The sequence below is a fragment of the Glaciimonas sp. CA11.2 genome (assembly GCF_034314045.1).
Classification (GTDB): Bacteria; Pseudomonadota; Gammaproteobacteria; order Burkholderiales; family Burkholderiaceae_D; genus Glaciimonas.
In genome coordinates, this window is record NZ_JAVIWL010000001.1 from 2682537 (window position 1) to 2709022 (window position 26486).

29 protein-coding genes and 1 tRNA gene are annotated in these 26486 nt (G+C 51.2%); 24 read left to right on the plus strand and 6 right to left on the minus strand.

Annotated elements, in window-relative coordinates:
• The first annotated feature begins 2 nt into the window (after positions 1-2).
• The 17 genes from RGU75_RS11610 to RGU75_RS11690 all read left to right on the plus strand — a co-directional run bounded on the left by RGU75_RS11610 (position 3) and on the right by RGU75_RS11690 (position 17403).
• Complete coding sequence (locus RGU75_RS11610) at positions 3-779, plus strand: enoyl-CoA hydratase/isomerase family protein (RefSeq protein ID WP_322236028.1); 777 nt, start codon at positions 3-5, stop codon at positions 777-779.
• Between the two features lies 1 nt (position 780).
• Positions 781-1977, plus strand: coding sequence for a CoA transferase (locus RGU75_RS11615; protein WP_322236030.1), 1197 nt, complete (start codon positions 781-783; stop codon positions 1975-1977).
• A complete protein-coding gene (locus RGU75_RS11620; protein WP_322236032.1) occupies positions 1977-3101 on the plus strand; it encodes a thiolase family protein in 1125 nt (374 codons plus the stop codon). The genes RGU75_RS11615 and RGU75_RS11620 overlap by 1 nt, the downstream gene beginning before the upstream one ends.
• A gap of 164 nt (positions 3102-3265) precedes the next feature.
• On the plus strand, positions 3266-3694 hold the full coding sequence (locus tag RGU75_RS11625; protein ID WP_322236034.1) for a Zn-ribbon domain-containing OB-fold protein: 429 nt from the start codon (positions 3266-3268) through the stop codon (positions 3692-3694).
• A 183-nt stretch (positions 3695-3877) separates the two neighbouring features.
• Complete coding sequence (locus RGU75_RS11630) at positions 3878-5113, plus strand: ABC transporter substrate-binding protein (protein ID WP_322236036.1); 1236 nt, start codon at positions 3878-3880, stop codon at positions 5111-5113.
• An 84-nt stretch (positions 5114-5197) separates the two neighbouring features.
• A complete protein-coding gene (locus RGU75_RS11635) occupies positions 5198-6421 on the plus strand; it encodes an ABC transporter substrate-binding protein (protein ID WP_322236038.1) in 1224 nt (407 codons plus the stop codon).
• Positions 6422-6486: 65 nt separating this feature from the next.
• The gene (locus RGU75_RS11640) at positions 6487-7812 is read left to right on the plus strand and encodes an acyclic terpene utilization AtuA family protein (protein WP_322236040.1); all 1326 of its coding nucleotides are present in this window, start codon (positions 6487-6489) and stop codon (positions 7810-7812) included.
• Entirely contained in the window at positions 7809-8123 is a 315-nt protein-coding gene (locus RGU75_RS11645) for a hypothetical protein (RefSeq protein WP_322236042.1), read from the plus strand. The genes RGU75_RS11640 and RGU75_RS11645 overlap by 4 nt, the downstream gene beginning before the upstream one ends.
• A 143-nt stretch (positions 8124-8266) precedes the next feature.
• Positions 8267-9178: a crotonase/enoyl-CoA hydratase family protein gene (locus RGU75_RS11650; protein ID WP_322236044.1), complete on the plus strand. Its 912-nt coding sequence runs from the start codon at positions 8267-8269 to the stop codon at positions 9176-9178.
• Between the two features lies 1 nt (position 9179).
• Entirely contained in the window at positions 9180-10214 is a 1035-nt protein-coding gene (locus RGU75_RS11655; RefSeq protein ID WP_322236045.1) for a phosphotransferase family protein, read from the plus strand.
• Complete coding sequence (locus RGU75_RS11660) at positions 10214-11509, plus strand: acyl-CoA dehydrogenase family protein (protein WP_322240469.1); 1296 nt, start codon at positions 10214-10216, stop codon at positions 11507-11509. The genes RGU75_RS11655 and RGU75_RS11660 overlap by 1 nt, the downstream gene beginning before the upstream one ends.
• Complete coding sequence (locus RGU75_RS11665) at positions 11506-13140, plus strand: class I adenylate-forming enzyme family protein (RefSeq protein ID WP_322236047.1); 1635 nt, start codon at positions 11506-11508, stop codon at positions 13138-13140. Before RGU75_RS11660 ends, RGU75_RS11665 begins: the two co-directional genes overlap by 4 nt.
• Positions 13141-13172: 32 nt before the next feature.
• Entirely contained in the window at positions 13173-13673 is a 501-nt protein-coding gene (locus tag RGU75_RS11670; protein ID WP_322236049.1) for a MaoC family dehydratase, read from the plus strand.
• A 17-nt stretch (positions 13674-13690) separates the two neighbouring features.
• Positions 13691-14485: an enoyl-CoA hydratase/isomerase family protein gene (locus RGU75_RS11675; RefSeq protein ID WP_322236051.1), complete on the plus strand. Its 795-nt coding sequence runs from the start codon at positions 13691-13693 to the stop codon at positions 14483-14485.
• Positions 14486-14524: 39 nt separating this feature from the next.
• Positions 14525-15379: a 3-hydroxybutyryl-CoA dehydrogenase gene (locus RGU75_RS11680; RefSeq protein ID WP_322236053.1), complete on the plus strand. Its 855-nt coding sequence runs from the start codon at positions 14525-14527 to the stop codon at positions 15377-15379.
• 195 nt (positions 15380-15574) lie between these two features.
• The gene (locus RGU75_RS11685) at positions 15575-16549 is read left to right on the plus strand and encodes an NADPH:quinone oxidoreductase family protein (RefSeq protein WP_322236055.1); all 975 of its coding nucleotides are present in this window, start codon (positions 15575-15577) and stop codon (positions 16547-16549) included.
• 62 nt (positions 16550-16611) lie between these two features.
• Positions 16612-17403, plus strand: a complete 792-nt coding sequence (locus RGU75_RS11690) for an SDR family NAD(P)-dependent oxidoreductase (protein ID WP_322236057.1) — start codon at positions 16612-16614, stop codon at positions 17401-17403.
• 213 nt (positions 17404-17616) lie between these two features.
• Here the strand turns inward: RGU75_RS11690 and RGU75_RS11695 are convergent, their stop codons facing one another.
• From RGU75_RS11695 to RGU75_RS11715, 5 genes are all read right to left on the minus strand, one after another.
• A complete protein-coding gene (locus RGU75_RS11695) occupies positions 17617-18840 on the minus strand; it encodes an ABC transporter substrate-binding protein (protein ID WP_322236059.1) in 1224 nt (407 codons plus the stop codon).
• Between the two features lie 680 nt (positions 18841-19520).
• The gene (locus RGU75_RS11700) at positions 19521-19787 is read right to left on the minus strand and encodes a hypothetical protein (RefSeq protein WP_322236061.1); all 267 of its coding nucleotides are present in this window, start codon (positions 19785-19787) and stop codon (positions 19521-19523) included.
• Positions 19788-20386: 599 nt separating this feature from the next.
• Positions 20387-20731 (minus strand): hypothetical protein, encoded by a 345-nt coding sequence (locus RGU75_RS11705; RefSeq protein WP_322236063.1) that lies wholly within the window; start codon positions 20729-20731, stop codon positions 20387-20389.
• A gap of 60 nt (positions 20732-20791) precedes the next feature.
• The gene (locus RGU75_RS11710; protein ID WP_322236065.1) at positions 20792-20968 is read right to left on the minus strand and encodes a hypothetical protein; all 177 of its coding nucleotides are present in this window, start codon (positions 20966-20968) and stop codon (positions 20792-20794) included.
• A 52-nt stretch (positions 20969-21020) separates the two neighbouring features.
• Positions 21021-21782 carry a substrate-binding domain-containing protein gene (locus RGU75_RS11715; RefSeq protein ID WP_322240471.1) on the minus strand — a complete coding sequence of 254 codons (762 nt, stop codon included), beginning with the start codon at positions 21780-21782 and terminating at the stop codon, positions 21021-21023.
• A gap of 949 nt (positions 21783-22731) precedes the next feature.
• Between RGU75_RS11715 and RGU75_RS11720 the strand changes: the two genes are divergently transcribed.
• From RGU75_RS11720 to RGU75_RS11750, 7 genes are all read left to right on the plus strand, one after another.
• Complete coding sequence (locus RGU75_RS11720; protein ID WP_322236067.1) at positions 22732-22998, plus strand: hypothetical protein; 267 nt, start codon at positions 22732-22734, stop codon at positions 22996-22998.
• A 33-nt stretch (positions 22999-23031) separates the two neighbouring features.
• Positions 23032-23838 (plus strand): tyrosine-type recombinase/integrase, encoded by an 807-nt coding sequence (locus RGU75_RS11725; protein ID WP_322236069.1) that lies wholly within the window; start codon positions 23032-23034, stop codon positions 23836-23838.
• A 105-nt stretch (positions 23839-23943) separates the two neighbouring features.
• The gene (locus RGU75_RS11730; protein ID WP_322236071.1) at positions 23944-24222 is read left to right on the plus strand and encodes a type II toxin-antitoxin system RelE/ParE family toxin; all 279 of its coding nucleotides are present in this window, start codon (positions 23944-23946) and stop codon (positions 24220-24222) included.
• 12 nt (positions 24223-24234) lie between these two features.
• Complete coding sequence (locus RGU75_RS11735) at positions 24235-24561, plus strand: HigA family addiction module antitoxin (RefSeq protein ID WP_322236073.1); 327 nt, start codon at positions 24235-24237, stop codon at positions 24559-24561.
• 111 nt (positions 24562-24672) lie between these two features.
• A complete protein-coding gene (locus RGU75_RS11740) occupies positions 24673-24915 on the plus strand; it encodes a hypothetical protein (RefSeq protein ID WP_322236075.1) in 243 nt (80 codons plus the stop codon).
• Positions 24879-25493, plus strand: a complete 615-nt coding sequence (locus RGU75_RS11745; RefSeq protein WP_322236077.1) for a type I restriction-modification enzyme R subunit C-terminal domain-containing protein — start codon at positions 24879-24881, stop codon at positions 25491-25493. Before RGU75_RS11740 ends, RGU75_RS11745 begins: the two co-directional genes overlap by 37 nt.
• Before the next feature lie 57 nt (positions 25494-25550).
• Entirely contained in the window at positions 25551-26192 is a 642-nt protein-coding gene (locus tag RGU75_RS11750) for a GIY-YIG nuclease family protein (RefSeq protein ID WP_322236079.1), read from the plus strand.
• A gap of 160 nt (positions 26193-26352) precedes the next feature.
• On the opposite strand, the gene RGU75_RS11755 is transcribed toward RGU75_RS11750, so the two are convergent.
• Positions 26353-26431 (minus strand) — tRNA-Ile (locus RGU75_RS11755).
• Positions 26432-26486 lie beyond the last annotated feature (55 nt).

Here is a 26486-nt window from a genome sequence, read left to right on the forward strand (position 1 = left end):
TTATGGCGATTGACTTTGAAGTATCAGATGATGGTATCGCGCTCATTACGATCAATCGTCCTGAGCGACTTAACGCCATGGATATTGATCATTATCAAGGATTATCACGTGCCTGGTGCACCGTGCGTGATGATCCGGCGATCCGGGTCGCCATCATCACAGGGGCGGGCGAACGTTCGTTTACTACCGGTGCGGATATCAAGAGTTTCGTCACCGCTCCGGCAGGTATTTCCGAAATGTGGCTGACGCAACGTGATCAGTTGCTCAATCGTGGCTTGGAAGTATGGAAACCCGTTGTGTCCGCAATCAACGGCTATTGTCTCGGGGGCGGTATGACGCTCATGATGGCGACCGACATCCGGCTCGCTGCGCCGCATGCGACGTTTAGTCTGGCCGAAGTAAAACGCGGCCTGATTCCCGGTAACGGTGGTACACAACGCGTGCTGGACCAACTGCCTTATCCCATCGCCATGGAAATGTTACTCACCGGCGATGGCATCGACGCCGTAGCGGCTGAACGTTGGGGGTTGATCAACAAGATCGTACCGTTGGAGTCGCTTCTAAGCACAGCATACGACTATGCGCGGCGCATCGCCATCAATGCGCCGCTGGCAGTGCAGGCGGCGAAAGAGCTCGCGGTGCGAAGCATTGACATGGATTTGGCGACCGGGTTGCGGATGGAAGCGGTCATCAATCGCATGTTACAGACTACCGAGGATGCGAAAGAGGGTCCTGAAGCCTTTAGCGCACGTCGAACACCGAACTTTAAAGGGAAGTGAAATGAGCGGCCACTATCCACTGGAAGGCGTCACCGTTATCGATCTTGGTCAAATTTATAACGGCCCGTATTGCACGTTCATGATGGCGATGGCAGGTGCAAAGATCATCAAAATTGAAGCAAAGGGTGGTGAACATTTACGCCGCCGTGGCGTAGTTGGCGGCGCGGCATTGCCGTTCGCCATGCTCAACTCAAACAAAACGTTTGCCACCTTAAATTTGAAATCCGAACGTGGTCGTGTACTGTTAAAAAAGATGGTGCGCCGTGGCGATGTATTGGTTGAAAATTTCTCGCCCGGTGCGATGGAGCGGCTTGGCCTTGGCTACGACGTTATGCGCGAAGTCAATCCTCGCTTGATTTACGGTGCCGGTTCCGGTTATGGCCGTACTGGTCCGAATAAAGACTATCCGGCCATGGATTTGACCGTTCAGGCGATGGCGGGGATTATGACAGTGACCGGATATCCGGATCGACCGCCGGTCAAGGCTGGCCCCGCGATGTGTGATTTTTTTGGTGGCGTGCATTTGTACGGCGCAATCATGACCGCACTTTATGAACGTGAAAAAACTGGCGTCGGCAGATTGGTTGAAGTTTCGATGCAAGAAGCGGTATATGCATCGCTCAGTTCCAACCTTGGTCTACATTACAGCATGGGCGAAACGGTCGCGCCGCGCACGGGTAACCGGCACGGTGGTCTGGCCGAAGCGCCGTATAACGTCTATCCAACCACTGACGGCTATATAGCGATTATTTGTGTCGGCGAGTCGCACTGGAAATCGCTCCTCAGTGTCATGAAGCGTGACGATTTGCAGACCGATCCACGCTATGCGGATTTACTTCATCGCGTGGAAAATATAGATGCCATAGACGAACTGGTCAGCACGTTCACCTCGGGTTATTCGAAACAGGCGTTGTTCGAATTGTTGATGGAGTATGGCGTTCCCTGTGCGCCGGTACGCAATCTTACGGAGGTCGTTAATGACCCGCATATGCATGCGCGGCGTGCGTTGGAATGGGTTGAGCATCCTCTGTACGGACGCGTCTGTTTGCCCAATTCGCCGCTACGCTTCGACGGTGTGGAGCCCATGGAAATCAAGCCAAGCGGCGAACTTGGTCGTGACAATCACGCCGTGTATTCCGATTGGCTTGGACTCAGCGATGCCGAAATCCAGCAACTGATCGAAGAAGAGGTGATTTGATGCGGGAAAAAGCAGTGATTGCAGGAATCGGACAAACCGCATTTGGCAAGCTGGAAGGACGCAGCACGCTATCGATGAATGTAGAAGCGGTAAGCAAAGCGCTGACAGATGCCGGAATCGATAAAAGTATGGTTGATGGCCTGTTCGTAAAGTGTCCGACATCACGGTTTGAGATGATGTACGCACAAAAACTCGCCGAATCAATGGGCATCATGCCGCGTATCGGCGGCGTATGGGATCAGGGTGGCGCATCGAGCGCAGGAATGATCGGTTATGCCGCGATGGCAATCGAAGCTGGACAGTGTGAAATTGCGTTGGTATGTCTTGCCGACAATCCAAAAACCGGATCACGCCAGGCATATGAAAAGGCCTGGGGCGATGACGGTCTGTATGGTTGGTTCGGTACGCCAGCAGGTTACGCGATGATTGCACGTCGCCATATGGGCGAGTTTGGGACGACTAGCGATCAACTGGGTGCGATTGCTGTGGCATGTCGCAAACATGGCGCAGCCAATCCACACGCGCAATTACGCAAACCGTTAACGCTGGATCAATACCGCGAGTCGAAGATGATTGCCGCACCGTTACGGCGTGACGATTGTTGTCTGGTCTCCGATGGTGGCGCGGCAGTCGTGGTGATGAGTGCCGAGCGTGCGCGTCAGTTGGGTGTTCCAAAGCCGGTCCCTATCCTGGGATTTGGACAAGGCCAGACCTCATGGGAAGTCGAACAGCGTCCAGATCTGACCTCAACCGAGGCGGTGATCTCGGCAAGGGCTGCGTTCAAGATGGCAGGATTGTCACCGAAGGATATCGATGTCGCGCAAATTTACGATTGCTTCACCATCACCGCGCTGATGACATTGGAAGACTACGGCTTCTGTGCCAAGGGCGAGGGCGGTCATTTTGTTGAAGATGGACGGATTGAAATCGGCGGTGATTTACCGATCAATACCGCGGGCGGATTGTTGTCGGAAACCGGCATGCCCGGCATGCAGTTGGTGCTCGAGGGCGTGCGCCAGATGCGGGGTGATGCATCGACGCAGGTCAAGAATGCACGCACCTGTGCGATTAGCAATCAGGGCGGGATCATGCACACGCACTCGACTTTGATACTTGGACAATGACAGCCGGACAATAACACCCAGACAATGATTCGATAAAACAATGAGACACACGCAAAACGGCTTCGCTAGCGTTAGCCCTTCCGCTTAGGTATCCGGGATGTCTTGGTCGGGATACCTCGACGAGTCGGTTTTGCATAAGTCCACAATAAGAAAGAATGTCATCTATGAATGCAACGTCAACGCCAGCTTCAACGCCATCCGCACCTGCGCCGCAGCGCGACGCCCTCAACGCACCGTATTGGGACAGTCTTGCGCGTGGCACTCTGTCGTTCCAGCGTTGCGGTTGTTGTGGAAAAGCATGGTTGCCAGCCCGCAGCGAATGTCCCGGTTGTCTGGCTACTGACTGGCGCTGGGAGCCAGCATCCGGCTCCGCCAGACTAATCAGTTGGGTCGTGTACCACGTGGCATATCACCCGGCATTCGAAAACCGCCTTCCTTATAACGTCGCCGTGGTCGAGCTGGACGAAGGTCCACGACTGATCAGCAATGTCGTCGGGATCGAAGATGCTGAAAATTTAAAAATTGATCAGCCGTTACGGCTAGTTATTGAAGAGGAAAACGGGATCGCGGTGGCCCGTTTTACACCGGCCTGATTGCTGTCAATAAACGCAGTAGAAAACGAGGCATCAGAGGGGGGGAACTGCAACGAAAATCATCCTGTAACAAGTAACAAAAAAAGCCGCAGCAACGTGGAACGTGGAACGTAGGACTTAGGGACGTAGGACCGAGCGGTGGAAATCATAATAATTATAGTTAGATCATTACAGGAGATGGATATGAAGGCATTGAAGAAGACATTAGCACGCGTCGCCGGGATTGGCCTTTTGGCCGGTACATGGATGTTATCCAATGCAGTTTTTGCTGCAGAACCGATCAAGATCGGGGCGATTAATCCTTTCAGTGGCGGGTTGGCGTTGTACGGTACCGAAATGACCCGCGGCTTTGATCTGGCGGTGGATCAGATTAATGCGGCTGGGGGCTTATTAGGCCGCAAGGTCGTATTGATTCGCGGTGACGCTGCCAATCCACAGCAGGGTATCGCAACCGTCGAACAACTTGCCGTTAAGGAAAAGGTTGATCTTTTTGTCGGGACTTATACCAGTGCTGTTTCCAATGCATCCAGCGATGCAGCGATGCGCTATAACAAACTGTATTGGGAGACGAACGCCTTGGTTGATAGCCTGACCGAACGCGGCTTGCCAAACTTTATCCGCACCGGCCCAAACGGCAGCAACTTTGCGGCAGGCACGGTCGATACTGTGCGCGACGTAATTGCGCCAGTGCTTAAAAAAGACATGAAGGACATCACCGTCTGGATCGAGCATGAGGATTCGATTTTTGGCACTTCAGTTGCCAACGAACAAAAGCGATTGCTGGAAGGTCTGGGCGTAAAAGTAGTTGGTATGGGCGCACATTCTGCACGTGCCATCGATATGACAGACATGGTGCTGAGGGCTAAGCAAGCGCATCCCGACGTGGTGATTGAGACGGGGTATGTACCCGACGGCAGTCTGTTATTGCGCACCATACGTGATCAAGGTTTCAAACCACCGGCGCTGGTCCTTGTTGGAACCGGCAATGAACCAGAAACCCTCGCAGCGGTGGGCGCACCTACACTCGAAGGCATGCTGGTAGTCGCCTATCCCCTGACCAATGTGGCTGAGAGTTATGCCCACGGCGCAGCGGCCTATCTTGAGGCTTATCGCACCAAATACAAGGTAGAGCCAAGTTTGCCGCAATCGATCAACGCTTATGTTGGTATGCAGATGCTGTTCGATGCAATCAAGATAGCTGGAAGCACCGATGTTGAAAAGGTGCGTGCTGCCGCAGCCACGATGGACAAACCGCTCGGTAGCTATGCAACAGGTTACGGCGTCAAGTTCGACAAGAATTTCCAGAACATCCGGGCACTCATCACCACGGTGCAATGGCAAGGTGGCAAGCCAGTAACGGTGTTTCCGAAAAAAGCGATCGCTCCTGGCGATGCGTTAAAAACGCTGGCACGTAATTAAATCGTAAGAGATTCTGCTGTGTTGGGATAGCAGCAAACTGGTCGGTGGTAACTAAAATAATTCAATAAATCACAGGAGAGAGACATGAAGGCATTTAAACGCGTCGCAGGCGTTGCGCTATTAGCTGGTACTTCGGTGTTTGGACAAATGGCATTTGCCGCCGACCCAATTAAAATCGGCGCCATTAATCCCTACAGCGGTCCTCAAGCGTTGTATGGAACCGAAGTGACGCGTGGGTACGAATTGGCAGTAGATGAAGCCAATGCCGCCGGTGGTGTATTTGGCAGAAAGATCGTATTGGTACGCGGTGACGCCGCTAATCCTCAGCAGGGCATTGCCTCCGTAGAGCAATTAGCCAACAAAGAAAAGGTCGACATGTTTGTCGGCACCTACACCAGCGCGGTCTCCAATGCCGCCAGTGATGCGGCGATGCGGTATAACAAACTGTATTGGGAAACAAACGCGTTGGTCGATAGCCTGACCGAGCGCGGATTGCCCAACTTTATTCGCTCCGGCGCTTACGGCAGCACGTTTGCAAATGGCGCGGCAGATACCGTCCGTGACCTGATTGCGCCCAGGCTTAAAAAGGATGTGAAGGACGTCACCGTCTGGATCGAGCACGAGGACTCGATTTATGGTTCTTCAGTGGCCAAAGAGCAAAAGCGCTTGCTCGAAGCAATGGGCGCAAAAATTGTCGGCGTTGGTGTTCATGCGTCCACTTCGATCGACCTGAATGATACTGTGCTGCGGGCTAAACAGGCACGTCCCGATGTGTTCATCGAAACCGGCTACGTACCGGATGCCAACTTGCTGCTACGCACGGCACGTGACCAAGGCTTCAAACCGCCTGCCATGGTGTTTGTCGGCACGGGTGATACACCGGAAACGTTGGCGTCAGTCGGTGCAGCTTCCCTCGAAGGCGTGCTAGTGGTGAATTACACGCGTAGCGACGTGGCCGAAAGTTTTGGTCCGGGTGGCAGAGCTTATTTAGCGGCGTATCGCGCAAAGTACAAGTCAGATCCCGTCGCGCCGCAGGGAATGAACGCCTATGTCGGCATGCAAATATTGTTCGAAGCGCTTAAAGAAGCAGGCAGCACCGACATGGAAAAGGTACGTGCAGTGGCTGCCAAAATGGATAAACCGTTAGGCAGCTATCCAACCGGTTCTGGTATCAAATTTGACAAAAATTTCCAAAATACACGTGTGGTGACGACCACCGTTCAGTGGCAAAAAGGGAATGTGGTCACGGTATTTCCTAAGAAAGCCGTCATGTCTGGCGTGGTCCTTGAAAACTTGGCGCGCAACTAGAAGATTGCTAAGTTATGAATAATCAGAAATATAAAGCAGGAATACTAAGTGGGGAAACTGAGACGATGAAAAATCAAAACACAGTGGTGTGCAGTATCGGCGCAGGCGCTGGTTTCGCTGGTGATCGCATCGATCCGGCGGTGGCGTTAGCCGCTTCTGGCAAAGTCGACACCGTGGTGCTGGAGTGTCTGGCGGAGCGCACGTTAGTACCGGCTCTCAAGGCACGTGCTGATAATCCGCGCGCAGGTGCTGATCCGCGCCTGCGCCGCCGCTTGACCCCGCTGTTGCCTGTTGCCGTGGCCAACAAGTGCCGTATCGTATCGAATCTGGGTGCCGCCAACCCACGCGCAGCGGGTGATGCCATTGCCAGACTGGCGGCTGAACTGGGTTGTCGCGGGGTGCGCGTAGCAGCCGTTCACGGTGATGACGTGCTCCATCTGCAAAATAACATTGCATGGGTCAGGCCGGTAGAGGGCAAGTTACTTGGCGCACACGTTTATCTCGGCAGCGGTGCACTGGCCGAAGCGCTAGATAATGGTGCTGATGTCGTGGTGAGTGGACGGGTGGCAGATTCTGCTCTATTTGCAGCAGCAGCTTTGCGGCATTTGAATCCGGGACCTGCGGCACTTGCCGGTGCGATTGCTGTTGGTCATTTGCTGGAATGTGGTGGTCAACTGACTGGTGGTAACTACGATCCGATCGGCCAAAAACTGCTCTCCGCAGCGGATTACGCAAAGCTTGGCTATCCGCTTGCGCATATATACGCCGACGGCAGCGCCGACATCACAATTCTGGACAATGCGCCGGGCATACTTGATGCGGAAACCTGCACGCTACAATTATTTTACGAAGTCCATGATCCGGCACGTTACGCCACGCCCGACCTGATCATCGATTTCACCGGTATTCGTTTTGAGCAGATAGGCAAAAATCGCGTACACATGTCCGGTGCTCGCTCACTGGGACCGCCGCCCACCTTGAAGGTCGCCGGTTTTCTAGAGTTGCCCGGTTACATTGCGGATGCTGAAATTGGATTTGCAGGGACCGGTGCGATGATGCGCGCGCAACGTGCTGCGGAAACCTTACGACTACGCTTATCGGATTGGAAGGATGCAGATATTGCGATTGATTTGGTCGGTGTCAACTCAGTGTTGCGGGCGGGGTCACTTGCGACATTATCGGATCCGGCCGAATTGCGGGTGCATGTCTCCGCACGTTGTGCCGATCTGGAAATCGCGCAAATCATCGAAGATGAAATCTACGCGTTAACATTATCTGGTCCTGCCGGAGGATGTAGCGTACGTAGCGAGCGCCGCCCGCGCATTGAAGTGTTGGATGGTTTTATCGCTCACGATCTGGTGCGACCAGAAATTGAATGGAGTCAATCATGAGAGTTGGTGATATTGCGACCGGCCGCGCCGGAGACAAAGGGAACGTCCTGGACCTGACACTCGTTGCCCGCGATGAAGCGGCGTACGCCATCCTGACGCGCGTTCTGACGGCAGAGTTTGTTGGCACGGCGCTTAACCGTGTCGTTCCAGGACCAACGGTGCGTTACGAAATTCCCGGACTGCGCGCACTTAAATATGTCTCGGATGAGGCACTCGCTGGTGGCGTTTATGCCTCGCTACGTCCAGGATTACATTGGCAAAAAGCGGCGATCTGGTTGCTGCTCGATTTGGATATACATGTTAGCGAATAATAATCCTAATAGTAATCCGTCTAAGCCTTCATCAGACCGCAAAAAAGAACAGAAAATAACCGCATGATGGCGTGATAATAAAAAATAGCTTGATAAAAATGACCGACATAGAGTCAACCCCAGGATAAGAGATCGGAGACGCAATGCAATACAGCACTATCGCTTATCGGGTGGAAAATGCGATCCTGACGCTCACTCTGAATCGCCCGGATCGCCTCAATGCGTTCACGGTAACGATGGCGGACGAACTGATCCATGCGCTTGATCGGGCCAGTGAAGATGATGCTGTGCGGGCAATTGTAGTCACAGGAGCGGGGCGTGCATTTTGTGCCGGTATGGATTTGGATGCATCCGTTGATGTTGGTAATGACGATGCTGATAGCAATAAAAATAACGTTTTCGGCCTCAACGAAGCGCTGCATCCAACCTTGCAAAGTCTGGAGGAGAACTTCGATGATCCTCTCGTAGTGAATGGTGTGCGTGATACCGGCGGCCGTGTGGTGTTGGCAATCTTTGACTGCAAAAAGCCGATAATTGCAGCTATTAATGGTGCGGCAGTCGGAGTTGGTGCAACGTTGACACTAGCCATGGATATACGCATCGCCTCAGATAAAGCACGTTTTGCCTTTCCATTTGGCAAGCTCGGGATTGTACCCGATGCCTGTTCAAGCTGGTTTCTCCCGCGGATTGTCGGTTTGGCCAAAGCGCTTGAGTGGACCTACACTGCGGAGATGATCGACGCGCAGGAAGCGCTGAACTGTGGATTGATAAAAGCCGTCGTGCCGCAGGAAAAATTGCTGGAAGAGGCATACGTTATTGCACAAAAAATCAGCACCGATCGTTCGCCGGTCTCGGTCGCACTGATACGGCAAATGATGTATCGCAATTCAGCAGAACCGCATCCGATGCAAGCGCACAAGATCGAGTCGCTGGGTATTTTCTATACTAGTCAAGCGGATGGTAAGGAAGGTGTCGCTGCCTTCCGTGAAAAGCGACCTCCTCATTTCAAGGCGGCATCCTCCGAGATGCCGTCATTCTATCCCTGGTGGAAATAATATGGACTTTGAACCAGCTCGTCTGGAAGCATTTTTGAAGAATGCAATTCCTGCGTTGGAAGGTGATATGACGCTGGAACGCATCGGCGGCGGCCAGTCCAACCCGACCTATTTTGTCAATTTTTCCAACCGCTCGTTGGTGCTGCGCAAGCAACCGGCGTCGAGTTTGTTGCCATCCGCGCATGCAGTAGACCGTGAGTATCGGATCATGCAGGCATTGTTTGGCACGGATGTACCAGTCCCAAAAATGGTGTTGTTCCATGCTGAGCGCGACGTAGTTGGCACGCCGTTTTACATCATGGAGCGATTGCAGGGCAGAATTTTTCCTGGCTATGCACTGCCGGGGATGGTGCCTTCTGAACGGCACGCCATCTATATGGCGATGGCCGAGGCCATGGCACGCTTGCACAAAGTTGACTGGGCAGTGATTGGGTTGACCGATTACGGACGTCAGGGCAGCTATTTCACACGCCAGATTGCGCGTTGGACCAAGCAATGGCAGATGTCCAAGACGCGTGAAAATGCGGACGTTGAGCAGTTGATCGTCTGGTTACAAAAAAATATCCCTGATGAAACAGAGACAAGGATCAGCCACGGTGATTTTCGGCTTGGGAATCTGATGTTTCATCCAACCGAGCCACGTGTGATCGGGGTGCTTGACTGGGAACTCTCGACCTTGGGCCATCCGTTGGCCGATGTGGCTTTCAACTGCATTGCTTACCGTACAGTGCCGTCCGAATATGGCGGCATTCTGGGGCTGGATCATGCCGCGATGGGGATTCCATCGGAAGTTGAATATTTACAACATTATTATCTCCACAGCGGGCGCCGCGATGGCCTCACTGCGTTCCATTTTGCTTTCGCATTATTTCGTCTTGCGGTAATTTTTGAAGGCATTGCGGCGCGCGCGCTTAGTGGCAATGCCGAGGCTGACAACGCACTTGAAGTTGGAGAGTTAAGTGTTGCTTTCGCCCATCGCGCAGTGGAATTTATTAACGGCACATCGCAACCTTCACCTAAAGGAAATTCCGCATGATGAATTTTGAATATTCGGAGAAAGTCACCGCACTACAGATTCGCGTGCGCGACTTCATGGAGCGCCACGTTATTCCCGCAAATACCGATTGGCATCATCAGGCTGACCAAGGCATATTTCCTATCGAATTAATGGAAAGGCTCAAGGTATTGGCGAAGACTGAAGGTTTGTGGAATTTTTTTCTACCGGGGCTGCGGGAGAATGAGCCGGGCACACGTCTGACCAATCTGGAATATGCACCGCTGGCAGAAGCTATGGGCCGGATTCCGTGGGCGGCTGAAGTGTTTAACTGCAATGCGCCCGATACCGGCAACATGGAGATGTTGCATCTATGCGCGACACCAGAGCAATCGCGACAATGGTTGCGGCCAATGCTGGAGGGACAGATTCGCTCGTCATTTTCGATGACCGAGCCAGAAGTTGCATCCTCTGACGCCACCAATATTCAAACCACTATTCGTCGCGACGGTGATCACTACGTTATCAACGGGCGCAAATGGTTCACCAGCGGTGCTTTGCATCCATTATGCAAAATGACCATTGTTATGGGCGTGTCCGATGAAAGTCCGGACGCAGCCAAGCATCGACGTCATTCCATGTTGGTGGTGCCGCTTGATACGCCCGGCATGCAGATTCTCCGTAATGTTGCCATCATGAATCATTTGGCACCGGAAGGTCATTGCGAAATTGTATTTAAAGACGCACGGGTTCCGCTGACAGCGCTGCTGGGTGACGAGGGCGGTGGTTTTGCATTGGCGCAAGCGCGCCTGGGACCCGGTCGAATTCATCATTGCATGCGCACTATCGGACAATGTGAACTGGCATTGGAAATGATGTGTGAGCGTGCCTTGGAACGACGTACTTTTGGCAAGCACCTGGCCGATTACGCCAACATTCAGGATTGGATCGCCGAATCACGGCTCGAAATCGATCAGGCCCGTTTGCTGGTTCTGCGCGCCGCATCGATTATTGACCGCTTCGGCAATCAGGCGGGACGCGTCGATGTGTCAGCGATTAAAATCGTCGCGGCACGATTACAGACGCGGGTTCTGGACCGCGCGATTCAGGTTTTTGGCGCAATGGGCATGACGCCTGACACACCGCTTGCATTCTTGTGGACATGGGGCCGAGCGATGCGTTTCATCGATGGGCCGGATGAGGTACATTTGCGTGTAGTAGCGAAGAATGAATTGGCCAAAGCAAAGGCAAATATGGGCAGCACCAAAGCTTATTTTACTTTGCCACAGCGCAGCGATAGCATCACACCAGATCAAAACAAGGATCACTTGAAATGAAACAATGGGACGATACCTGGCCTGCCACGCGACTGGAAACACATTTTGACGGGCGCGTGGTGCGCTGTTTTGTTGAGCGTCCAAAAAGTGTATACGCGATGCTGGATGATGCTGTGCAGCGCAATCCCAACGGAGATGCCATGGTGTGCGGCGCAGACCGCATTACGTGGAAGGGTCTACGCGATTCATCAGCGCGCTTAGCGACAGGTCTGGCAAGTCGTGGTATTGGTGTCGGCGATCGCGTGGCGATGCTGATTGGAAACCGTAACGAATTCGTCATCAGCTTATTTGCCATCGCCCGTCTCGGCGCCATCGCGGTTCCGCTCAGTATCCGCGAGCAGACTCCCGGGCTTGCTTATATGCTCAATGATTGCTCAGCAAGCCTCATCGTGCATGACGCCGAATTGGGTGAACGGCTGCCAGTCAGCGCTGACGTGCCATCACTGAAGACTCGCGTGTCAATCGGCCATTGCAGTGGATCTGAAGAATTCGCATCTTTGATGACCGCTTCGTCGAAAGAACTGCCAGCCAAAGTTAACGAAGAAGACGTCGTTGCAATCCTGTATACCTCCGGTACCACCGGTAAGCCGAAAGGTGCCGCCCTGACGCATCTTGGCGTTGTGCATTCTGGCATGCATCTTCAGACCGCAATGGGATTGACGATATACGACACTGCCGTGGCATCCGTGCCGCTAAGTCACGTCACCGGCCTGATTGCACTGGTCGCGACGATGGTGCGCTGCGCTGGAAAACTGGTCATCATGCCGAGTTTTAGAGCGACTGATTTTCTCGCGCTGGCAGCGCGTGAACGCATGACCTACACGCTGATGGTTCCAGCGATGTATAACCTGTGCTTACTGCAACCCGATTTTGAACGCCATGATATTTCCTCGTGGCGGGTGGGCGGATACGGTGGTGCGCCAATGCCGGTGGCGACCATCTCCAGCCTCGCCCAAAAAATACCAAGCCTGACCCTGATGAATTGCTACGGCTCTACGGAAACCACATCGCCTTCCACGTTAATGCCGCAGGGAGAAACTGCCGCCCATAACGACACCGTTGGCCGTGCTCTGGCGTGTGTTGAAATGGCGATTTTCGATGAATCCGGGTGTGAGGTCGAACCGGGTGTGTTGGGCGAAATATGGATCAAAGGGCCGATGGTGGTAAAAGGATATTGGAACAATCCAAGTGCCACCGCTGACAATTTTACCGGTGGATTCTGGCATTCTGGCGATATAGGCTCCATCGGTTCGGACGGTTATATCAAGGTAGCCGACCGGATGAAAGACATGATCAATCGCGGCGGCTATAAGATATATACCATCGAAGTTGAGAACGTCCTTTACCAACATCCCGCTGTGCTGGAATGCGCGGTAGTTGCTAAGCCTTGCCCGGTGTTGGGCGAGCGTGTGCACGCATTCGTGACGTTGCGCCAACCTGATACGCTTGCCGATGGTTTGTTACAAGCTCTCACGACATACTGCGCGGAACGTTTGTCCGACTACAAAGTGCCAGAAAGTTTTACGCTCTCAGAATCACCGTTGCCGCGCAATGCCAACGGAAAACTACTCAAACGCGCGCTGCGCGATCAGGCCAGCGCGCTGTTGCCAACCCCCAAAGCGCACCAATAATGACAGCGTCGGTCACCATCAAGGAAATCCCCATGCCGGAATCAATCATTCCACAATCAACCATTCTGCAACCCGATATCGGTACGCTGGCACTTCTCCGCACGCACATAGGAAGTGAGATTTTTGTCTCCGATTGGGTGCTGATGTCACAAAGCCGCATCAATCAATTCGCGGAGGCGACGGGCGATTTTCAGTGGATTCATGTCGATGTTGCCCGAGCAAAAAAAGAGTCGCCGTTTGGCTGTACCATCGCGCATGGTTTTCTGACGCTATCGTTGCTCGGCAAGTTTTATCAGGACAATTTTGAGTTGCCGTTCTGCGAGATGGGGATTAACTATGGTCTGAACAAGGTTCGTTTTACAAATCCGGTGCGGGTCGACAGTCGGGTTCGCGGTCGATTTTTGCTCAGCAGCGTCGCGGATATCCCCGGTGGCATCCAGATTGTCTTGACGGCAACGATTGAGATCGAAGGTGACGCCAAACCAGCCTGCATCGCTGAGTCGGTGGTACGCCAATATTTCACCAAAACCTAAAAATCAGGAACACAGCCATGAGCAATAGCGACGCAACCATTTTGTTTCATGTAGAAGATCAGATTGCCAACATTCGTTTCAATCGACCATCGGCCCTGAATGCGCTTGATCGCACTATGGCCGAAGGCTTGCTAACGATTTGCAAGAGTATCAAGGCTAGCCAAGATATTGGGGTCGTTGTCATTAGCGGAGAAGGGCGTGCGTTTATGGCAGGCGGCGATCTGGATTATTTTAAAGCTGATCTGGCCGCCGCTGCACAAGCAGCGCCAACTGTCATTGATCCGTTGCACGAAGCATTGTCGATTTTAACCAATCTGCCGCAACTCGTGATTGCCAGTGTGCACGGTGCAGTGGCGGGCGCGGGCGTCAGTCTTGCGCTGGCTTGTGACCTGTCAATTGCTGCAGAAGGCACGCGGTTTAACCTGGCATATTCCAAGATCGGTGCGAGTCCGGACGGATCGGCCTCGTGGTCGTTACCGCGCATGGTCGGCTTGCACAAGGCGCTTGAACTGACACTGTTGGCCGAGACCTTTGACGCAGCAGAAGCGCAGCGTCTTGGCATGATTAGTCGCGTGGTTCCAGCGGCGGCGCTGGCTGCCGAAACAGAAGCGCTGGCGCAACGTCTTGCATCGGGACCGGCATTCGCCTTTGCGAAGACTAAACAATTAATGCGCGCATCATTTGCGCGCACAATGGAAGACCAAATGCTGGCCGAGCGCGAATCCTTTATCGCGTGCGCTAAATCAGCAGATTTTGTTGAAGGCGTCAGCGCATTTTTTGACAAACGTCCGCCGCGCTTTACCGGAAACTGATTGCTCTACAATAGTTAAATTTAATTGAGGGAAGCAGCAATGCGCAAAATCAACACAGTCGGCGTTATCGGTGCAGGGATCATGGGCAACGGGATTGCGCAGTCATGCGCTATGGTGGGCATACCGGTTGTCATGTTAGACATTAGTGAGGTAGCAGTACAAAAGGGCCTAGTAAAAATAGGCAATAGTCTGGACCGACTGATCAAAAACAATACACTCACCTTGGCGCAAAAAGACGCTGTGATAGCGTTGATCACGGGTACGACTGATATCAATGCGTTTAAGACCGTTGATCTGGTAATTGAAGCCGCTACTGAAAATCAGGCGCTCAAGATAAAACTCTTGAAAGAAGTGGACGCTGTCATCGGTGAAGAGGTGATTCTTGCCAGTAATACTTCATCGATTTCCATCACAAAACTGGCCGCGGCGACCAAGCGTTCGGATAGAGTGATTGGCATGCACTTCTTCAATCCGGTCCCATTGATGGATTTGGTCGAGTTGATACGCGGACTTCAAACCAGTGACGCCACGCATGCAAAAGTGGAAGCGTTCGCCAAACAATTGAACAAAAGCCCCATCACGGTGCGGAACAATCCCGGCTTCGTAGTTAACCGGATTCTATGTCCGATGATCAATGAGGCGATCTTTGTTCTCGCTGAAGGATTGGCCACTGCCGAAGCAATCGATAACGGTATGAAGCTTGGATGCCATCATCCAATCGGCCCGCTGGCATTAGCCGACATGATTGGTCTGGATACGTTGTTAGCCGTAATGGAAGTGCTGTATGAAGGATTTAACGATTCCAAATATCGGCCCGCACCACTGTTGAAAGAGATGGTCGCGGCTGGCTACCTAGGGCGCAAATCTGGACGTGGATTTTTTACGTATTCTTGATGCGGTCGATTGAAATTAACTAAAAGGTATTGCGTGGACGTCGTTGTCGACATTTGGTGCTTAACCACCAATTTGGCATTGAACGCCATGTTCGAACAATCATCAGCGTGATAAATCGTCACTTTCACAAATTGGCAGGCGCGCTGGCGCAAGATAGATTGCCGAGTTTGAGAACTTATTCAGGAGAGTGTGACAATGAGAGCAGTACGATGTCATCAATATGGGCCGCCCGAAATGTTGGTGGTCGAAGATATTCCATCGCTAATCCCCGATGCTGGTCAGGTGATTATCAGCGTAAAGGCGGCTGGTGTGAATTTTCCGGATTCACTGATTATTCAGAATAAATATCAAATCAAAACCTCACTACCGTTTTCGCCGGGTGGTGAGTTGGCTGGTGTGATCAAATCGGTTGGCAGTGGCGTCACCAAATTCGTGGTGGGCCAGTCGGTGATCGCATTCTCTGGTTGGGGTGCGTTTGCGGAAGAGATTGCGATAAGTCAAGATAGCCTGATTCCGATGCCAGCCGAGATGTCCCACGAGATTGCAGGGACTTTTTTGATGACTTATGGTACGGCGTATCACGCGCTGAAAGATCGGGCCCAACTTGCTAAAGGTGAGACGGTGCTGATTTTTGGCGCTGCCGGTGGCATTGGCATTGCGGCTATCGAGATTGCCAAAGCGCTGGGCGCTAGAGTGATCGCCGCCGCATCGTCTGCCGAAAAACTGGCAGTTTGTAAAGCACACGGCGCGGATGAATGCATTAATTACCTCACGGAAAATCTGCGCGAGCGGCTCAAAGTACTGACTGATGGGCGTGGCATTGATGTCGTGTGCGATCCGGTCGGTGGCGCATACAGCGAACAGGCAATCCGCAGCATGGCGTGGCGTGGACGGTTTTTGGTGGTCGGTTTTGCAGATGGCGAAATACCCAAAATTCCACTCAATTTACCGTTGCTGAAAGGCTGTTCGATTTTAGGCGTTTTTTGGGGTGATTTTATCCGCAGAGAACCAGAAAATCTGGAGGCCGATTTAACCGAACTGGTATCGCTTTATCGACAGAAAAAAATCAAGCCATTGGTATCGGCACGTTATCCACTTGAAGGTGTCTGCGATGCGCTGAATGCGATGATGCAACGCAAGGTGAGCGGAAAAATCGTCATCATTCCATAGCACTTGCAACATTGGCACAAAATGCCATCCGTTAGTTGTCCTGCATTGTTGAGAGAAACCCTATGTTGACGAATCGAAGAGTCGCACTTATTACCGGTGGCGCGACTGGCGTGGGCGCGGCGGTCGCCAGGTTACTCGCCAGCCGACATTACAATGTGATGATTAACTATAGCCGCAGCAGCGAAGCCGCCGCTGGCGTGGTTGAAGACTGTCTGGCCCTGGGCGCGGATGCCGTCGCAGTGCAAGGCGATGTGTCCAATGACAATGACTGCAACGCATTGGCGTTACAAGCGATGGCGCGTTGGGGGCGTATTGACGCGCTGGTCAGCAGCGCGGGTACGACCCAGTTTATCCCGATGGCGGATCTGGACGCTGTGACCACTGCCGACTTTGAGCGTGTGTATGCGGTCAACACGATTGGACCATTTCAGATGGCTCGTGCGGTCAAAAAGTATATGCAACCTGGCAGTGCGATTGTGAACGTCTCATCGGTCGCTGGCGTTACTGGCAGCGGTAGTTCTTTCCCTTATGTATTATCCAAGGCCGCATTAAACACGCTGACCGTTGCGCTGGCGCGCACGCTCGCTCCGGCTATCCGCGTCAATGCCGTATTGCCCGGGTTGATCGAGGGACGATGGATGCGCGATGGTCTGGGTGACGAGGCCTATGAGCGCGTGAAAGGGGAATTTGCCGCCGTCGCTTTACTGGGAAAAGTCAGCACGCCAGAGCAAATTGCCAGCGCTATTTGTTGGTTGCTTGAGCCGGATTCAGTTGTCACTGGTCAGCTCATTACGGTAGATGGTGGATTTACTTTAGGACGGCCGCCATCAGCGGCAGGACAGTCGATGAAATAAAGAAGGTGGCATTTTTAAAGCGCCTGTGTGGCGCTTTTTTGATGACCATTTTATGGCAATACAACTTTAAAAATTGATGCCACGAATGGCGCGTTACATAAAGTAAACGCCAACGTATTGAAAAATAAATACCCACGTGTTGTAAAACGCGTTCGAATCAATACGAGGTGCCGCTCGCATCGTGCAACGGCCCCCCGATTCATCATTCTATTATCAATTTCTTGCCAGATTCTGAAGAACAACGCCAGGCGCTACAGCCTTTTCTGGGAAGACTGTCACCATCTTGCCCGACTGCCATTGTCCGGTGGTGGGAGAGGCTCGCATATTTTGGAAATTTTTGTCGAATTTGATGCCGAAGCCGGTTGCATAGCTTCCTAGCGGTTTATCCATATTTGCAGCGGCAAGACGGACTTTTTCGAGATCAATGCTGTTCGCTGCTTTAATTGTGTCGAACAACATTTGAAGGCCAACATAGCCTGCCATACTTTGGGGTGCGATGGGATCACTTTTAAACTTGGCGCGATAGGCGGTGAGAAATGCTTTAGCACCGGGGCCAAAGCTTTCAATGACATCGTTGCGCGGCCATCCAACCACCAACAAGCCTTCCAATGAAGTGCCGCCCAAAGACGCCAGCGTTTCGGCAGTATCACCCGTTCCGACGTATAGCATCGCAGCGGGCTTGAATCCTTGATCACGCGCCGTGCGTAGTAGCAGATTGCCATCCGGGACATAGCCAGTTTCGATGAACACATCAGGATTGGCCTGTTTGGCACGCAGGATCGTATCGTTCATATCAATCGAACGGGACGCATGCGCGCCCACGCCCACAATTTTTGCGCCTAACGCCTCCAGCATGCGCTTCTGTGAGATTGCAATTGACGTTCCGTAAATCGAATCCTCATGTTCGATCCATACCTTCAGATCTTTGACATTTTTTTTCAATGCAGGCGCGATCAAATCCTTCACCGTATCGACAGTGCCAGCAGCGAAGCTGAGTGCGTAAGTGCCGGAACGTATAAAGTTCGGCAAGCCGCGTTCTGTCAGATTTTGCGCCACCGCACCGGTATCCCAATAGAGCTTGTTATAGCGACTTGCCGCATCGCTTGCTGCGTTGGAGACCGCGCTAATGTAAGTGCCAGAAAACATATCAACGTTATCGTTGGTCACTAGCTGCTCGACAGCGGCAATCCCTTGCTGCGGATTGGCGGCATCGCCACGCACCAATGCCACTTTGCGGCCAAGCAATCCGCCACTCGCATTAACCTGATCCACCGCTAGTTCATAACCGCGTGTCATCTCAACGCCGTACAAAGCGAGTGGACCGCTAAAGGGATTGATAACGCCAATCTTGATCGGTTCGGCTGCAAAGAGGGCGGGTGATAATCCAGCCGCGCCCGCTATCAGGGCGATACTGGTAATCTTTTTTATTACATGCATGTTGGTCTCCGGGACTTATTTTTTATATTTTATTTTTATGCTTTAGTTTGCGTGCTACAGACATTTTTTTATTTATCCATCCATGTGATGACCTCTTTCTTTTTCGCGATTATTTTTTTAGGGCAGGTACTTACAGGGTTTCTTTTTTAATGTGTTATTTTCGCATTCTCGAAATCTGTTATGAGATTTTTTAATGTGCTTTAGTATGACCCGACATTGAAAACTTATGTGCATAAGTTGAGCAACAATGCGCTATCAACCGAAAAGCTTTTGCTGGTTGGATTGATGGTAAATTATCGTTTAGTTTTTTGCGCCAACTTCACGTCACGCAGACTTTTCTATTTGATTTTTTCTTGTTCCAGCCAAGAAATTCATTCAATTTTTTTATCTATTTTTTTATTTGTTTTTTGATTTTTTGATTTTTTGATTTTTTTAATAATATTTTTTGAAAGCATGTCCGCTTTCAACGTGAGTAAAAATCATCCTAAGGAAAAAACGCGATGCCGACGAAGCTATCAGTAGTTTTTATTCCCGCCTTATGATGCGATGCCAGGCTTTATGGTCGGTGCGTGGCAAATCCAGCAATGCATCTCTGCGGAACGATTACCAATTGAAGCAGTTAATTGAATCAGTGAATTGAAGTTGGTGGCGACTACCAAAAGAGTCGTCGCCATCATTCATCATTCGCTTCTGCGTAAAGTTAAATCACGTTTATTGTGGCGTCGCGGAGATATGGGAGGACAGTTCAGTCCCTGTCTGAAGCGGCTATCAAGTCTATTGATATGCCGTGCAGCGGTGTCGGCCAGCATCTGCGATGACGTGAGAGCAAGGCGCAACAAACGCTCGGTGGCAATTATATCGAGTGTCGGCATGGTGTCGGTGCCACGATCCGCGTTGCTGACCTGCGTGACGTCAATACAGGTTTGAATGCCATGACAGACATCCATCGTCAGAGCATAAAATTGTGCCGACTCATTAGTTTGGATGCGCTGGTAACCATGAAAATGCGTGATGGAATGCTTCGGGTTCTGGAGGTGGCGACGATGTTGTTATGGTCGCGCCTCACGACTAGAAGTCGCTTGGCAGGCAAGTCGCTTGATGAATTGTATTTGAGGGAGAGTCGGGGAAATAATGGTGTTGAGCATTGTTGCTTTCTTTGTCCGGTTGAACCGCTCCCGCTGTCAGGCGGGTGGGGGGCAAATAACAGGGTTGACAGACCGACGTACAAGATCCTCGGCAGGCCGAAGCCTCCCTGCCACTGCCGCCCATAAAAGGTGCAACAACGGTTTACACACATAAAAAGACCGCTATGCGCGGTTTGTGCGTTTTGTACGTTCGAGCTGTCAAACCCGTTCCCCTTTTTTCGGGGACCTATAAACGATAGCGGAGATTTCCGATAAGCATAATCTTTTAAATAAAAAGCAAGATTTAACTTACGTAAATACCTAGGCAATTTCGGAGAAGGACGCACAAATGCAGGCGACCGAATCATTCCCGTTGCCTGCAAAAGTTGCTTCTGTTATACGACATCGACTACGACGACAATTTACTTACCAATTTGTCGGCTGACGCCATTCTCTTGCTGGTTCAACACTGATTGTTCGGCTTTGGTGATGTGACCGCCATTTTGCCGGGACATATCACGTTCTTCTTGTCGAATCGCATGGTCATCCTTGTGCAAGGTTCTGGCCTGACCTTTGGTTATCTGACCATCTTTGACTTCAGTCTTGATACGATTGTTTTGATTGTTCAGCCGATTATTGACCTGTTCCCGGCGTGGATGATTTTTTTGCCACGTTGTCTCAGCCATTACACTACCGGCTGCGCTGGCAAAAACCGTGACAAGTGCAGTGAGTATGATGGCTTTACCTGAGCGATTGCGCGTAAACATAATGTGTCCCCTAATTTAGGTGCAGTATTTGGCGTTAATATTGATGGGTGCTACGTGACATTAACGTTGGTGCTCTTTATTCGGCTGACGATACAAATTGTTTTTGTCGTAACGAATTGTTTCTGCAATCGCTTTCGATCTCTGCTGTCTCTCTTTGGTAGTGCCGAGTGTGGGGATATAAATTGTTGTCAGGTGGAGCGAGACGGTGTGCATCACCACTGTCAACATGCTAGCCATTATCAGACCCAGTTATGGCCCATTGAGCTGATAATAGACTAGTGGGAGGCTATTACTTTGGATCGAGTCCACTCTTGATGACATCGGCGCGCGCTTCTGGCGAGGCAAGGTAACGAATCAATGCGCGGGCGGCTTCCGGATGTTTGGCACCGACTGGAATGCCGGCTGAGAAGGTGGTGATACTTTGCACCTGCTCCGGGATCTTGCCGACAAATTCGATGCCCTGCACCGGCAGAATCTCGCTCACCTGCTGGAAGCCTAGTTCGTATTCACCGCTGGCCACTAATGAACCGACCGGGGTTTTCTCAATCATGTGTGCTTTCGGAATGATCTGTTTTTCAATACCCAGTTTCTTGAATAGTTCGGCCTCAATGTAGACGCCACTGGCGCTATCGGAATACGCGATTGATTTTGCATGGATCAACACCGACTTAAACTTCTCCACTGTGCTAATGTCCGGCTTGGCACTGCCTGCTTTGACCGCCATGCCAATGCGGGAGTCGGCCAGATCAACGCGGCTATCTGCCATCACTTTACCCTGTTTGATCAGATCGCCCAATGCATACCCTACCATGATCACGACGTCAGCCGGTTCGCCACGCGCCAGACGGGTGGGGATTGCCTCCGGCGCTTTGCCCATTGATGGCCCCCACGCGGTCGTCAGCGTGTTGCCGCTAGCCGCTTCATATTTAGGTTGGAGTGCTTTATAAGCAGCGGTAAAGCCACCTGAATTCATGACATTGAGTTCATCGGCTTGGGTCGCGCCAGAGCACAAGGCCAGGCTGAGCGTGCCGAGAATGAATAGCTTTGGCATGATTTGTTTAATACGCATAATCTTTGACTCCTGCTTTTTTTAGATATCGAATGGGTTTTGCCGAGTCATTATCGCGAACGTGATTGATAAAGTAAATTCGCTCAGTTTTAATGCGTAGAGCGCATCAATAAAAAGAGCCCTCCACGATTATGGCAATCGTCGCGGCCAGTTTTTTCGATCGTCTGATACAACTTGTCTGTCGCAGGCGAAAGCGCGGGACCATGGCGTTTAGTCAGCCCAGCCGTCCGATTCACAAACCACACCGCAAACCTTTTCAAATCGGCTCAAAATCGATCCTCGATTCCTTGATTCTATCGATGGAAGGCCATAAGAACTGTCGAATAATTTACAGTCGGATGTGTGAGCCGCCATGAAAGCCATCTCTCTTCATGATTAATATAAGATTTTTTTCTTCGGCATTTTGGCGCTCTACAGCTTAAAACCTGTGGTGGCTGCATGGAGGATGTATTTGGATCAACTGGCCCAGCCATGGGGCGATGAAGAAAGCTGAAAGAAAAAAGGGTTACGAGCCGAAGCCCGTAACCCTCTGATTGCATTGCCTAATTCTGGTGGCCCCCCGCAGAGTCGAACTGCGCACCAACGGATTATGAGTCCGAGAAATAAGGTGTTTATCGGTGTTGATTGATAATCCTAAAAAATACAATTTATATAAATCAATGACTTAGTAAAATTACAGTGTTGATTTTTGTTAATCGATATTGCTTGATATACTCCAAATCGGGTTACATGGCGGTTACATGGTTTACATGGGAGTGTTTGAGGGATGGCAAAGGTAAATTTTACGGCTGGTCGGGTAGCTGATTTTGAATGTGATTCTGGCAAAAGCCAATGTTTCCTTTGGGACACGTCTGCACCGGGTTTGGGCCTGCGAGTAACAGCGAATGGTGCAAAAGCATTCATGTTTTAAGCCAAGTTGAATGGCCAAGCGATGCGTATAACAATCGGCTCGCCTTCCATCTGGACCATAGAAGCCGCAAAAATCGAATCTCGCCGTCTGAAGGTCATTATTGACAACGGCCAAGACCCGCGCCAAGTGAAAACTGACGGGCTGGTCGCAGCGCAAGTAATCCGTGATGTTCAGGAAGCCAAAAAAACAGCCGCCGCTACACTAGCAGCCAAAAACTCAACTACTTTTAAACAGGTATGGAATATTTACCTGCAAGAACGAAAACCTCATTGGGGCGAGCGTCATTAACTAGACCACCTTAAAAAGATTGCTGCTGGTGGCTTGCCTTCGCTGCGGGGAACCCGTGGTCTTGGCGTAACGATAGCTGGGCCGTTGCACTACTTTTCTGCAATGCCATTAAATAATGTTGATACCGAAATAGTGGAAGCATGGGCCAAGCTGGAAGGCAAGGTCCGTCCCACTTCGGCACGGCTTGCGTGGCGTATGTTGAAAGTATTTTTTCAGTGGTGCTACGAAAGCAAGACCTACCGCGACCTAATTCAACCGCAGAACCCCGCTAAGACAAAGAAGAGCGGTGAGGCTTTAGGGAAGGCCAAGGCAAAACGAGACGACCTGGAAGCGGCACAGCTTCAGGGGTGGTTCGATGCCGTCCAAAAACTGGGCAACCCAACCATCAGCGCCTATCTGCAAACCTTGCTTCGGTCCGGTGCCCGTCCCGGTGAAGTACTGGAAATGAGGTGGGAGGATATTAACTGGCGCTGGGAGTCTATCGTTATCCGAGACAAAATGGACGGGGAGCGGACCATACCATTAACTCCTTTTGTCGCCCATCTGTTAGCGGCATTGCCAAGGCGAAACGATTACGTTTTCTCAAGCGCATTAAAAGAGGTAGCTATCATCGCCAAACCACATTTACCGCATAAGCTGGCGTGCGATGCTGCCGGGCTACAAGGCCTGACCTTACATGGTTTGCGGCGTTCGTTTGCTAGCCTTGCTGAACAGACCGAAGCCCCCGGGGGGTGGCTGCACAGATTCAAGGCCACAAACCCCAGAGCGCCAGAGAGAAAAGTTACATCGTTCGACCAATGGATTTTTTACGTAAATGGCATTTCATTATCGAAGCAATAATTTTAAAGCAGGCTGGAATCGACTTTGTTCCCGAGCAATCAGGTTTGTGCATGATAAAAGGTTGATTGATATTGATGCGTGTAACGTTACGCACTACAATAGCGTATGATTAAGACATTCCAGCACAAGGGCTTGAAGGCCTTTTTCGAAACCGGGAGCATGGCTGGCATTCAAGCGACGCACGCCCCGCGACTAGCCGCCATGTTGCGCCGTCTGAATGAATTGCCCGATGCGTCAGGTATGAATTTGCCGGGCTGGGGATTGCACCCATTACGAGGCGACCTTAAGGGCCATTTTTCGGTAAAGGTCAACGCAAACTGGCGCATGACATTCAAGTTTGATGGCACGGACGCCGTACTGGTCGATTATCAAGACTATCACTGAGGAGAATTTACTATGGCACGCATGTTTAACCCGCCACATCCTGGATTAACTTTACGCGATGACGTATTACCGGCGCTGGGTTTGTCGGTGACTGAGGCCGCGCAACAACTCGACGTAAACCGCGTCTCACTCTCCCGCGTGCTCAATGGGCGCGCTGCAATTTCGCCAGAGATGGCCTTGCGTATTGAGGCATGGCTTGGAGTGGACCGTGGCGGCGATGCCCGCATATGGCTGGCAGAACAAAGCGCCTATGACATGTGGCAAGCCGAGCAGCGGTTTAAGGCTGTACCGATGCATGTTCAGCCTGCACCGACGATAAGCATGCCTGACGCCGCCTGACGTTAGGCAAATAGTTTAAAGCGCCAGTCTATCCCGACGGGGAGACAAACCGGAAACCTTCACCGGCCTGACTGGTGCCCCATTTAATGAAGGCGCTTGAAGGAGCGCAGCATGAGTGAAAATTTACTTGCTATTCCAATATGCATTCCCATAACGTCAGACATTAAAGCACATTTGCATAAGGCTTTTGACGAACTTACTCCTGTGTTGGCCGCCAGAGTGGAGCAAGCATTTAAAGCGGTCGTTCTCGATTCACAGTTAGATGAATTAACGAGTGATGAACGGAAAAAACGGGATATTTCCACGTCACCATCGCCATGCTTGAGAACGCCCGTAAGAAATTGCGCACCTTAGTCAAATTGATTGAAAAGGGCAAAAAGAACATCGTATACACAGATTTTCGAGATGAATTTGGTGAGGATACAGCGATTACGTTGCCGGGTATCAGTACAGGTATGAACTTCGCTAAGTTCAAGGAAAAAGCCCGGCAGTTTCTGAGGGTGCATGAAAGTCACCTGTCTTTGCAGCGCCTGCGTCGCAACCAACCGCTGACGTCTTCCGACCTTGAAGAGCTGGGACGCATGCTGGAGGATGCCGGTGGTTCCGCCGATTTGATTCAACAGGCAACAGAACAAAGCCAGGGGCTTGGTATCTTTATTCGTTCTCTCGTTGGGTTAGACCGTGAGACTGCTAAGCAGGCATTCAGCCAGTTCGTGGTGGGTACTACTGTCACCGCCAGTCAGTTGGAGTTCATTAACCTCATTGTGCAATATCTGACGGAAAACGGAGTAATGGATGCGGCACGGCTGTATGAGTCTCCGTTTACTGATATCAGCTTGCAAGGGCCCGAGGCATTGTTCTTGCCAATTCGCATGACGGAGATGGTACTTGTTCTCGATGAGATAAGGAAACGTGCGATAGCGCTAAATTAGCGTTCAGCAACAGATTAATCTATAGGCAAAACATGAGACAGGCAAAAGACGGAAATTATGGCAGAAAATAGCAATCAAATTGTGTATGTACTCACAAATCCTGCAATGGTTGGATTGGTAAAAATCGGAAAAACGTCTCAGTTTGAGGTCGAAGAGCGGATGAAGCAGCTCTATGGGACCTGGGTGCCAGTTCCTTTTGAGTGCGCGTTCGCCTGCCAAGTTAAAGACGCGAGCGAGGTCGAGAAGGCATTGCATTACGCTTTTGGTAAAACACGCATCAATCCGAGCAGAGAGTTTTTTAGAATAGAGCCAGACAGGGTGATAGCCGTTTTGAAACTACTTAAGGTCGATGACATAACTGTTCAATTTGAACAACAGTTGACTAAAGAATTGGACGCTGTTGATAAGCAGTCCGGGCAAAATCTAAAAAATACGAAACGTCCCTTCATGAATTTCCACGCGCTTGGTATGCCAGACGGCTCTGTTCTGGTTTCAAAGGATGGTGCCATGCAAGTAACCGTCGCCAGTGAACGGAAAGTGAACTTTGAGGGCGCTGTATGTTCATTAATAGTGCCCACAAGAAAATTACTAAATTTAGCCTTAGATTACCCAATTCAGCCGTCCCCATATTGGACATTCAACGGAAGCACAGTTAAAGAAATTTATGAAGCATTTCATAATGAATCAAACAACGACTAGGCCAAGCCAGGCTGTGCGTTGTTAGCGGCTCTATATCTGTGAAGGTGTGGTCATTTCCTAAATCGGGTTACACAGCGGTTACATGGAACGATAAAGCAAGCAGGGAAGAAAAAGGGTCACCAGCCGAAGCTCGTAACCCTTTGATTTTACTATCTAATTCTGGTGGCCCCCCGCAGAGTCGAACTGCGCACCAACGGATTATGAGTCCGCTGCTCTAACCAAGCATGAGCTAGGGGGCCGATTTCCTACTTAAACTATTATTGCTGCCGGTATTCGCTGGCACTATTGTTTTAT

Excerpts from the sequence above, each read along its gene's own strand:
- RGU75_RS11655 (WP_322236045.1), top strand. The coding sequence starts at position 9,180 with ATGGACTTTGAACCAGCTCGTCTGGAAGCATTTTTGAAGAATGCAATT.
- RGU75_RS11720 (WP_322236067.1), top strand. The coding sequence starts at position 22,732 with ATGCGTATAACAATCGGCTCGCCTTCCATCTGGACCATAGAAGCCGCA.
- RGU75_RS11715 (WP_322240471.1), bottom strand. The coding sequence starts at position 21,782 with ATGCCAAAGCTATTCATTCTCGGCACGCTCAGCCTGGCCTTGTGCTCT.
- RGU75_RS11645 (WP_322236042.1), top strand. The coding sequence starts at position 7,809 with ATGAGAGTTGGTGATATTGCGACCGGCCGCGCCGGAGACAAAGGGAAC.
- RGU75_RS11630 (WP_322236036.1), top strand. The coding sequence starts at position 3,878 with ATGAAGGCATTGAAGAAGACATTAGCACGCGTCGCCGGGATTGGCCTT.
- RGU75_RS11640 (WP_322236040.1), top strand. The coding sequence starts at position 6,487 with ATGAAAAATCAAAACACAGTGGTGTGCAGTATCGGCGCAGGCGCTGGT.
- RGU75_RS11700 (WP_322236061.1), bottom strand. The coding sequence starts at position 19,787 with ATGGATGTCTGTCATGGCATTCAAACCTGTATTGACGTCACGCAGGTC.
- RGU75_RS11705 (WP_322236063.1), bottom strand. The coding sequence starts at position 20,731 with ATGTTTACGCGCAATCGCTCAGGTAAAGCCATCATACTCACTGCACTT.
- RGU75_RS11620 (WP_322236032.1), top strand. The coding sequence starts at position 1,977 with ATGCGGGAAAAAGCAGTGATTGCAGGAATCGGACAAACCGCATTTGGC.
- RGU75_RS11675 (WP_322236051.1), top strand. The coding sequence starts at position 13,691 with ATGAGCAATAGCGACGCAACCATTTTGTTTCATGTAGAAGATCAGATT.
- RGU75_RS11710 (WP_322236065.1), bottom strand. The coding sequence starts at position 20,968 with ATGGCTAGCATGTTGACAGTGGTGATGCACACCGTCTCGCTCCACCTG.
- RGU75_RS11625 (WP_322236034.1), top strand. The coding sequence starts at position 3,266 with ATGAATGCAACGTCAACGCCAGCTTCAACGCCATCCGCACCTGCGCCG.
- RGU75_RS11670 (WP_322236049.1), top strand. The coding sequence starts at position 13,173 with ATGCCGGAATCAATCATTCCACAATCAACCATTCTGCAACCCGATATC.
- RGU75_RS11695 (WP_322236059.1), bottom strand. The coding sequence starts at position 18,840 with ATGCATGTAATAAAAAAGATTACCAGTATCGCCCTGATAGCGGGCGCG.
- RGU75_RS11745 (WP_322236077.1), top strand. The coding sequence starts at position 24,879 with ATGCTTGAGAACGCCCGTAAGAAATTGCGCACCTTAGTCAAATTGATT.
- RGU75_RS11660 (WP_322240469.1), top strand. The coding sequence starts at position 10,214 with ATGAATTTTGAATATTCGGAGAAAGTCACCGCACTACAGATTCGCGTG.
- RGU75_RS11610 (WP_322236028.1), top strand. The coding sequence starts at position 3 with ATGGCGATTGACTTTGAAGTATCAGATGATGGTATCGCGCTCATTACG.
- RGU75_RS11635 (WP_322236038.1), top strand. The coding sequence starts at position 5,198 with ATGAAGGCATTTAAACGCGTCGCAGGCGTTGCGCTATTAGCTGGTACT.
- RGU75_RS11615 (WP_322236030.1), top strand. The coding sequence starts at position 781 with ATGAGCGGCCACTATCCACTGGAAGGCGTCACCGTTATCGATCTTGGT.
- RGU75_RS11685 (WP_322236055.1), top strand. The coding sequence starts at position 15,575 with ATGAGAGCAGTACGATGTCATCAATATGGGCCGCCCGAAATGTTGGTG.
- RGU75_RS11650 (WP_322236044.1), top strand. The coding sequence starts at position 8,267 with ATGCAATACAGCACTATCGCTTATCGGGTGGAAAATGCGATCCTGACG.
- RGU75_RS11680 (WP_322236053.1), top strand. The coding sequence starts at position 14,525 with ATGCGCAAAATCAACACAGTCGGCGTTATCGGTGCAGGGATCATGGGC.
- RGU75_RS11750 (WP_322236079.1), top strand. The coding sequence starts at position 25,551 with ATGGCAGAAAATAGCAATCAAATTGTGTATGTACTCACAAATCCTGCA.
- RGU75_RS11730 (WP_322236071.1), top strand. The coding sequence starts at position 23,944 with ATGATTAAGACATTCCAGCACAAGGGCTTGAAGGCCTTTTTCGAAACC.
- RGU75_RS11665 (WP_322236047.1), top strand. The coding sequence starts at position 11,506 with ATGAAACAATGGGACGATACCTGGCCTGCCACGCGACTGGAAACACAT.
- RGU75_RS11690 (WP_322236057.1), top strand. The coding sequence starts at position 16,612 with ATGTTGACGAATCGAAGAGTCGCACTTATTACCGGTGGCGCGACTGGC.
- RGU75_RS11740 (WP_322236075.1), top strand. The coding sequence starts at position 24,673 with ATGAGTGAAAATTTACTTGCTATTCCAATATGCATTCCCATAACGTCA.
- RGU75_RS11735 (WP_322236073.1), top strand. The coding sequence starts at position 24,235 with ATGGCACGCATGTTTAACCCGCCACATCCTGGATTAACTTTACGCGAT.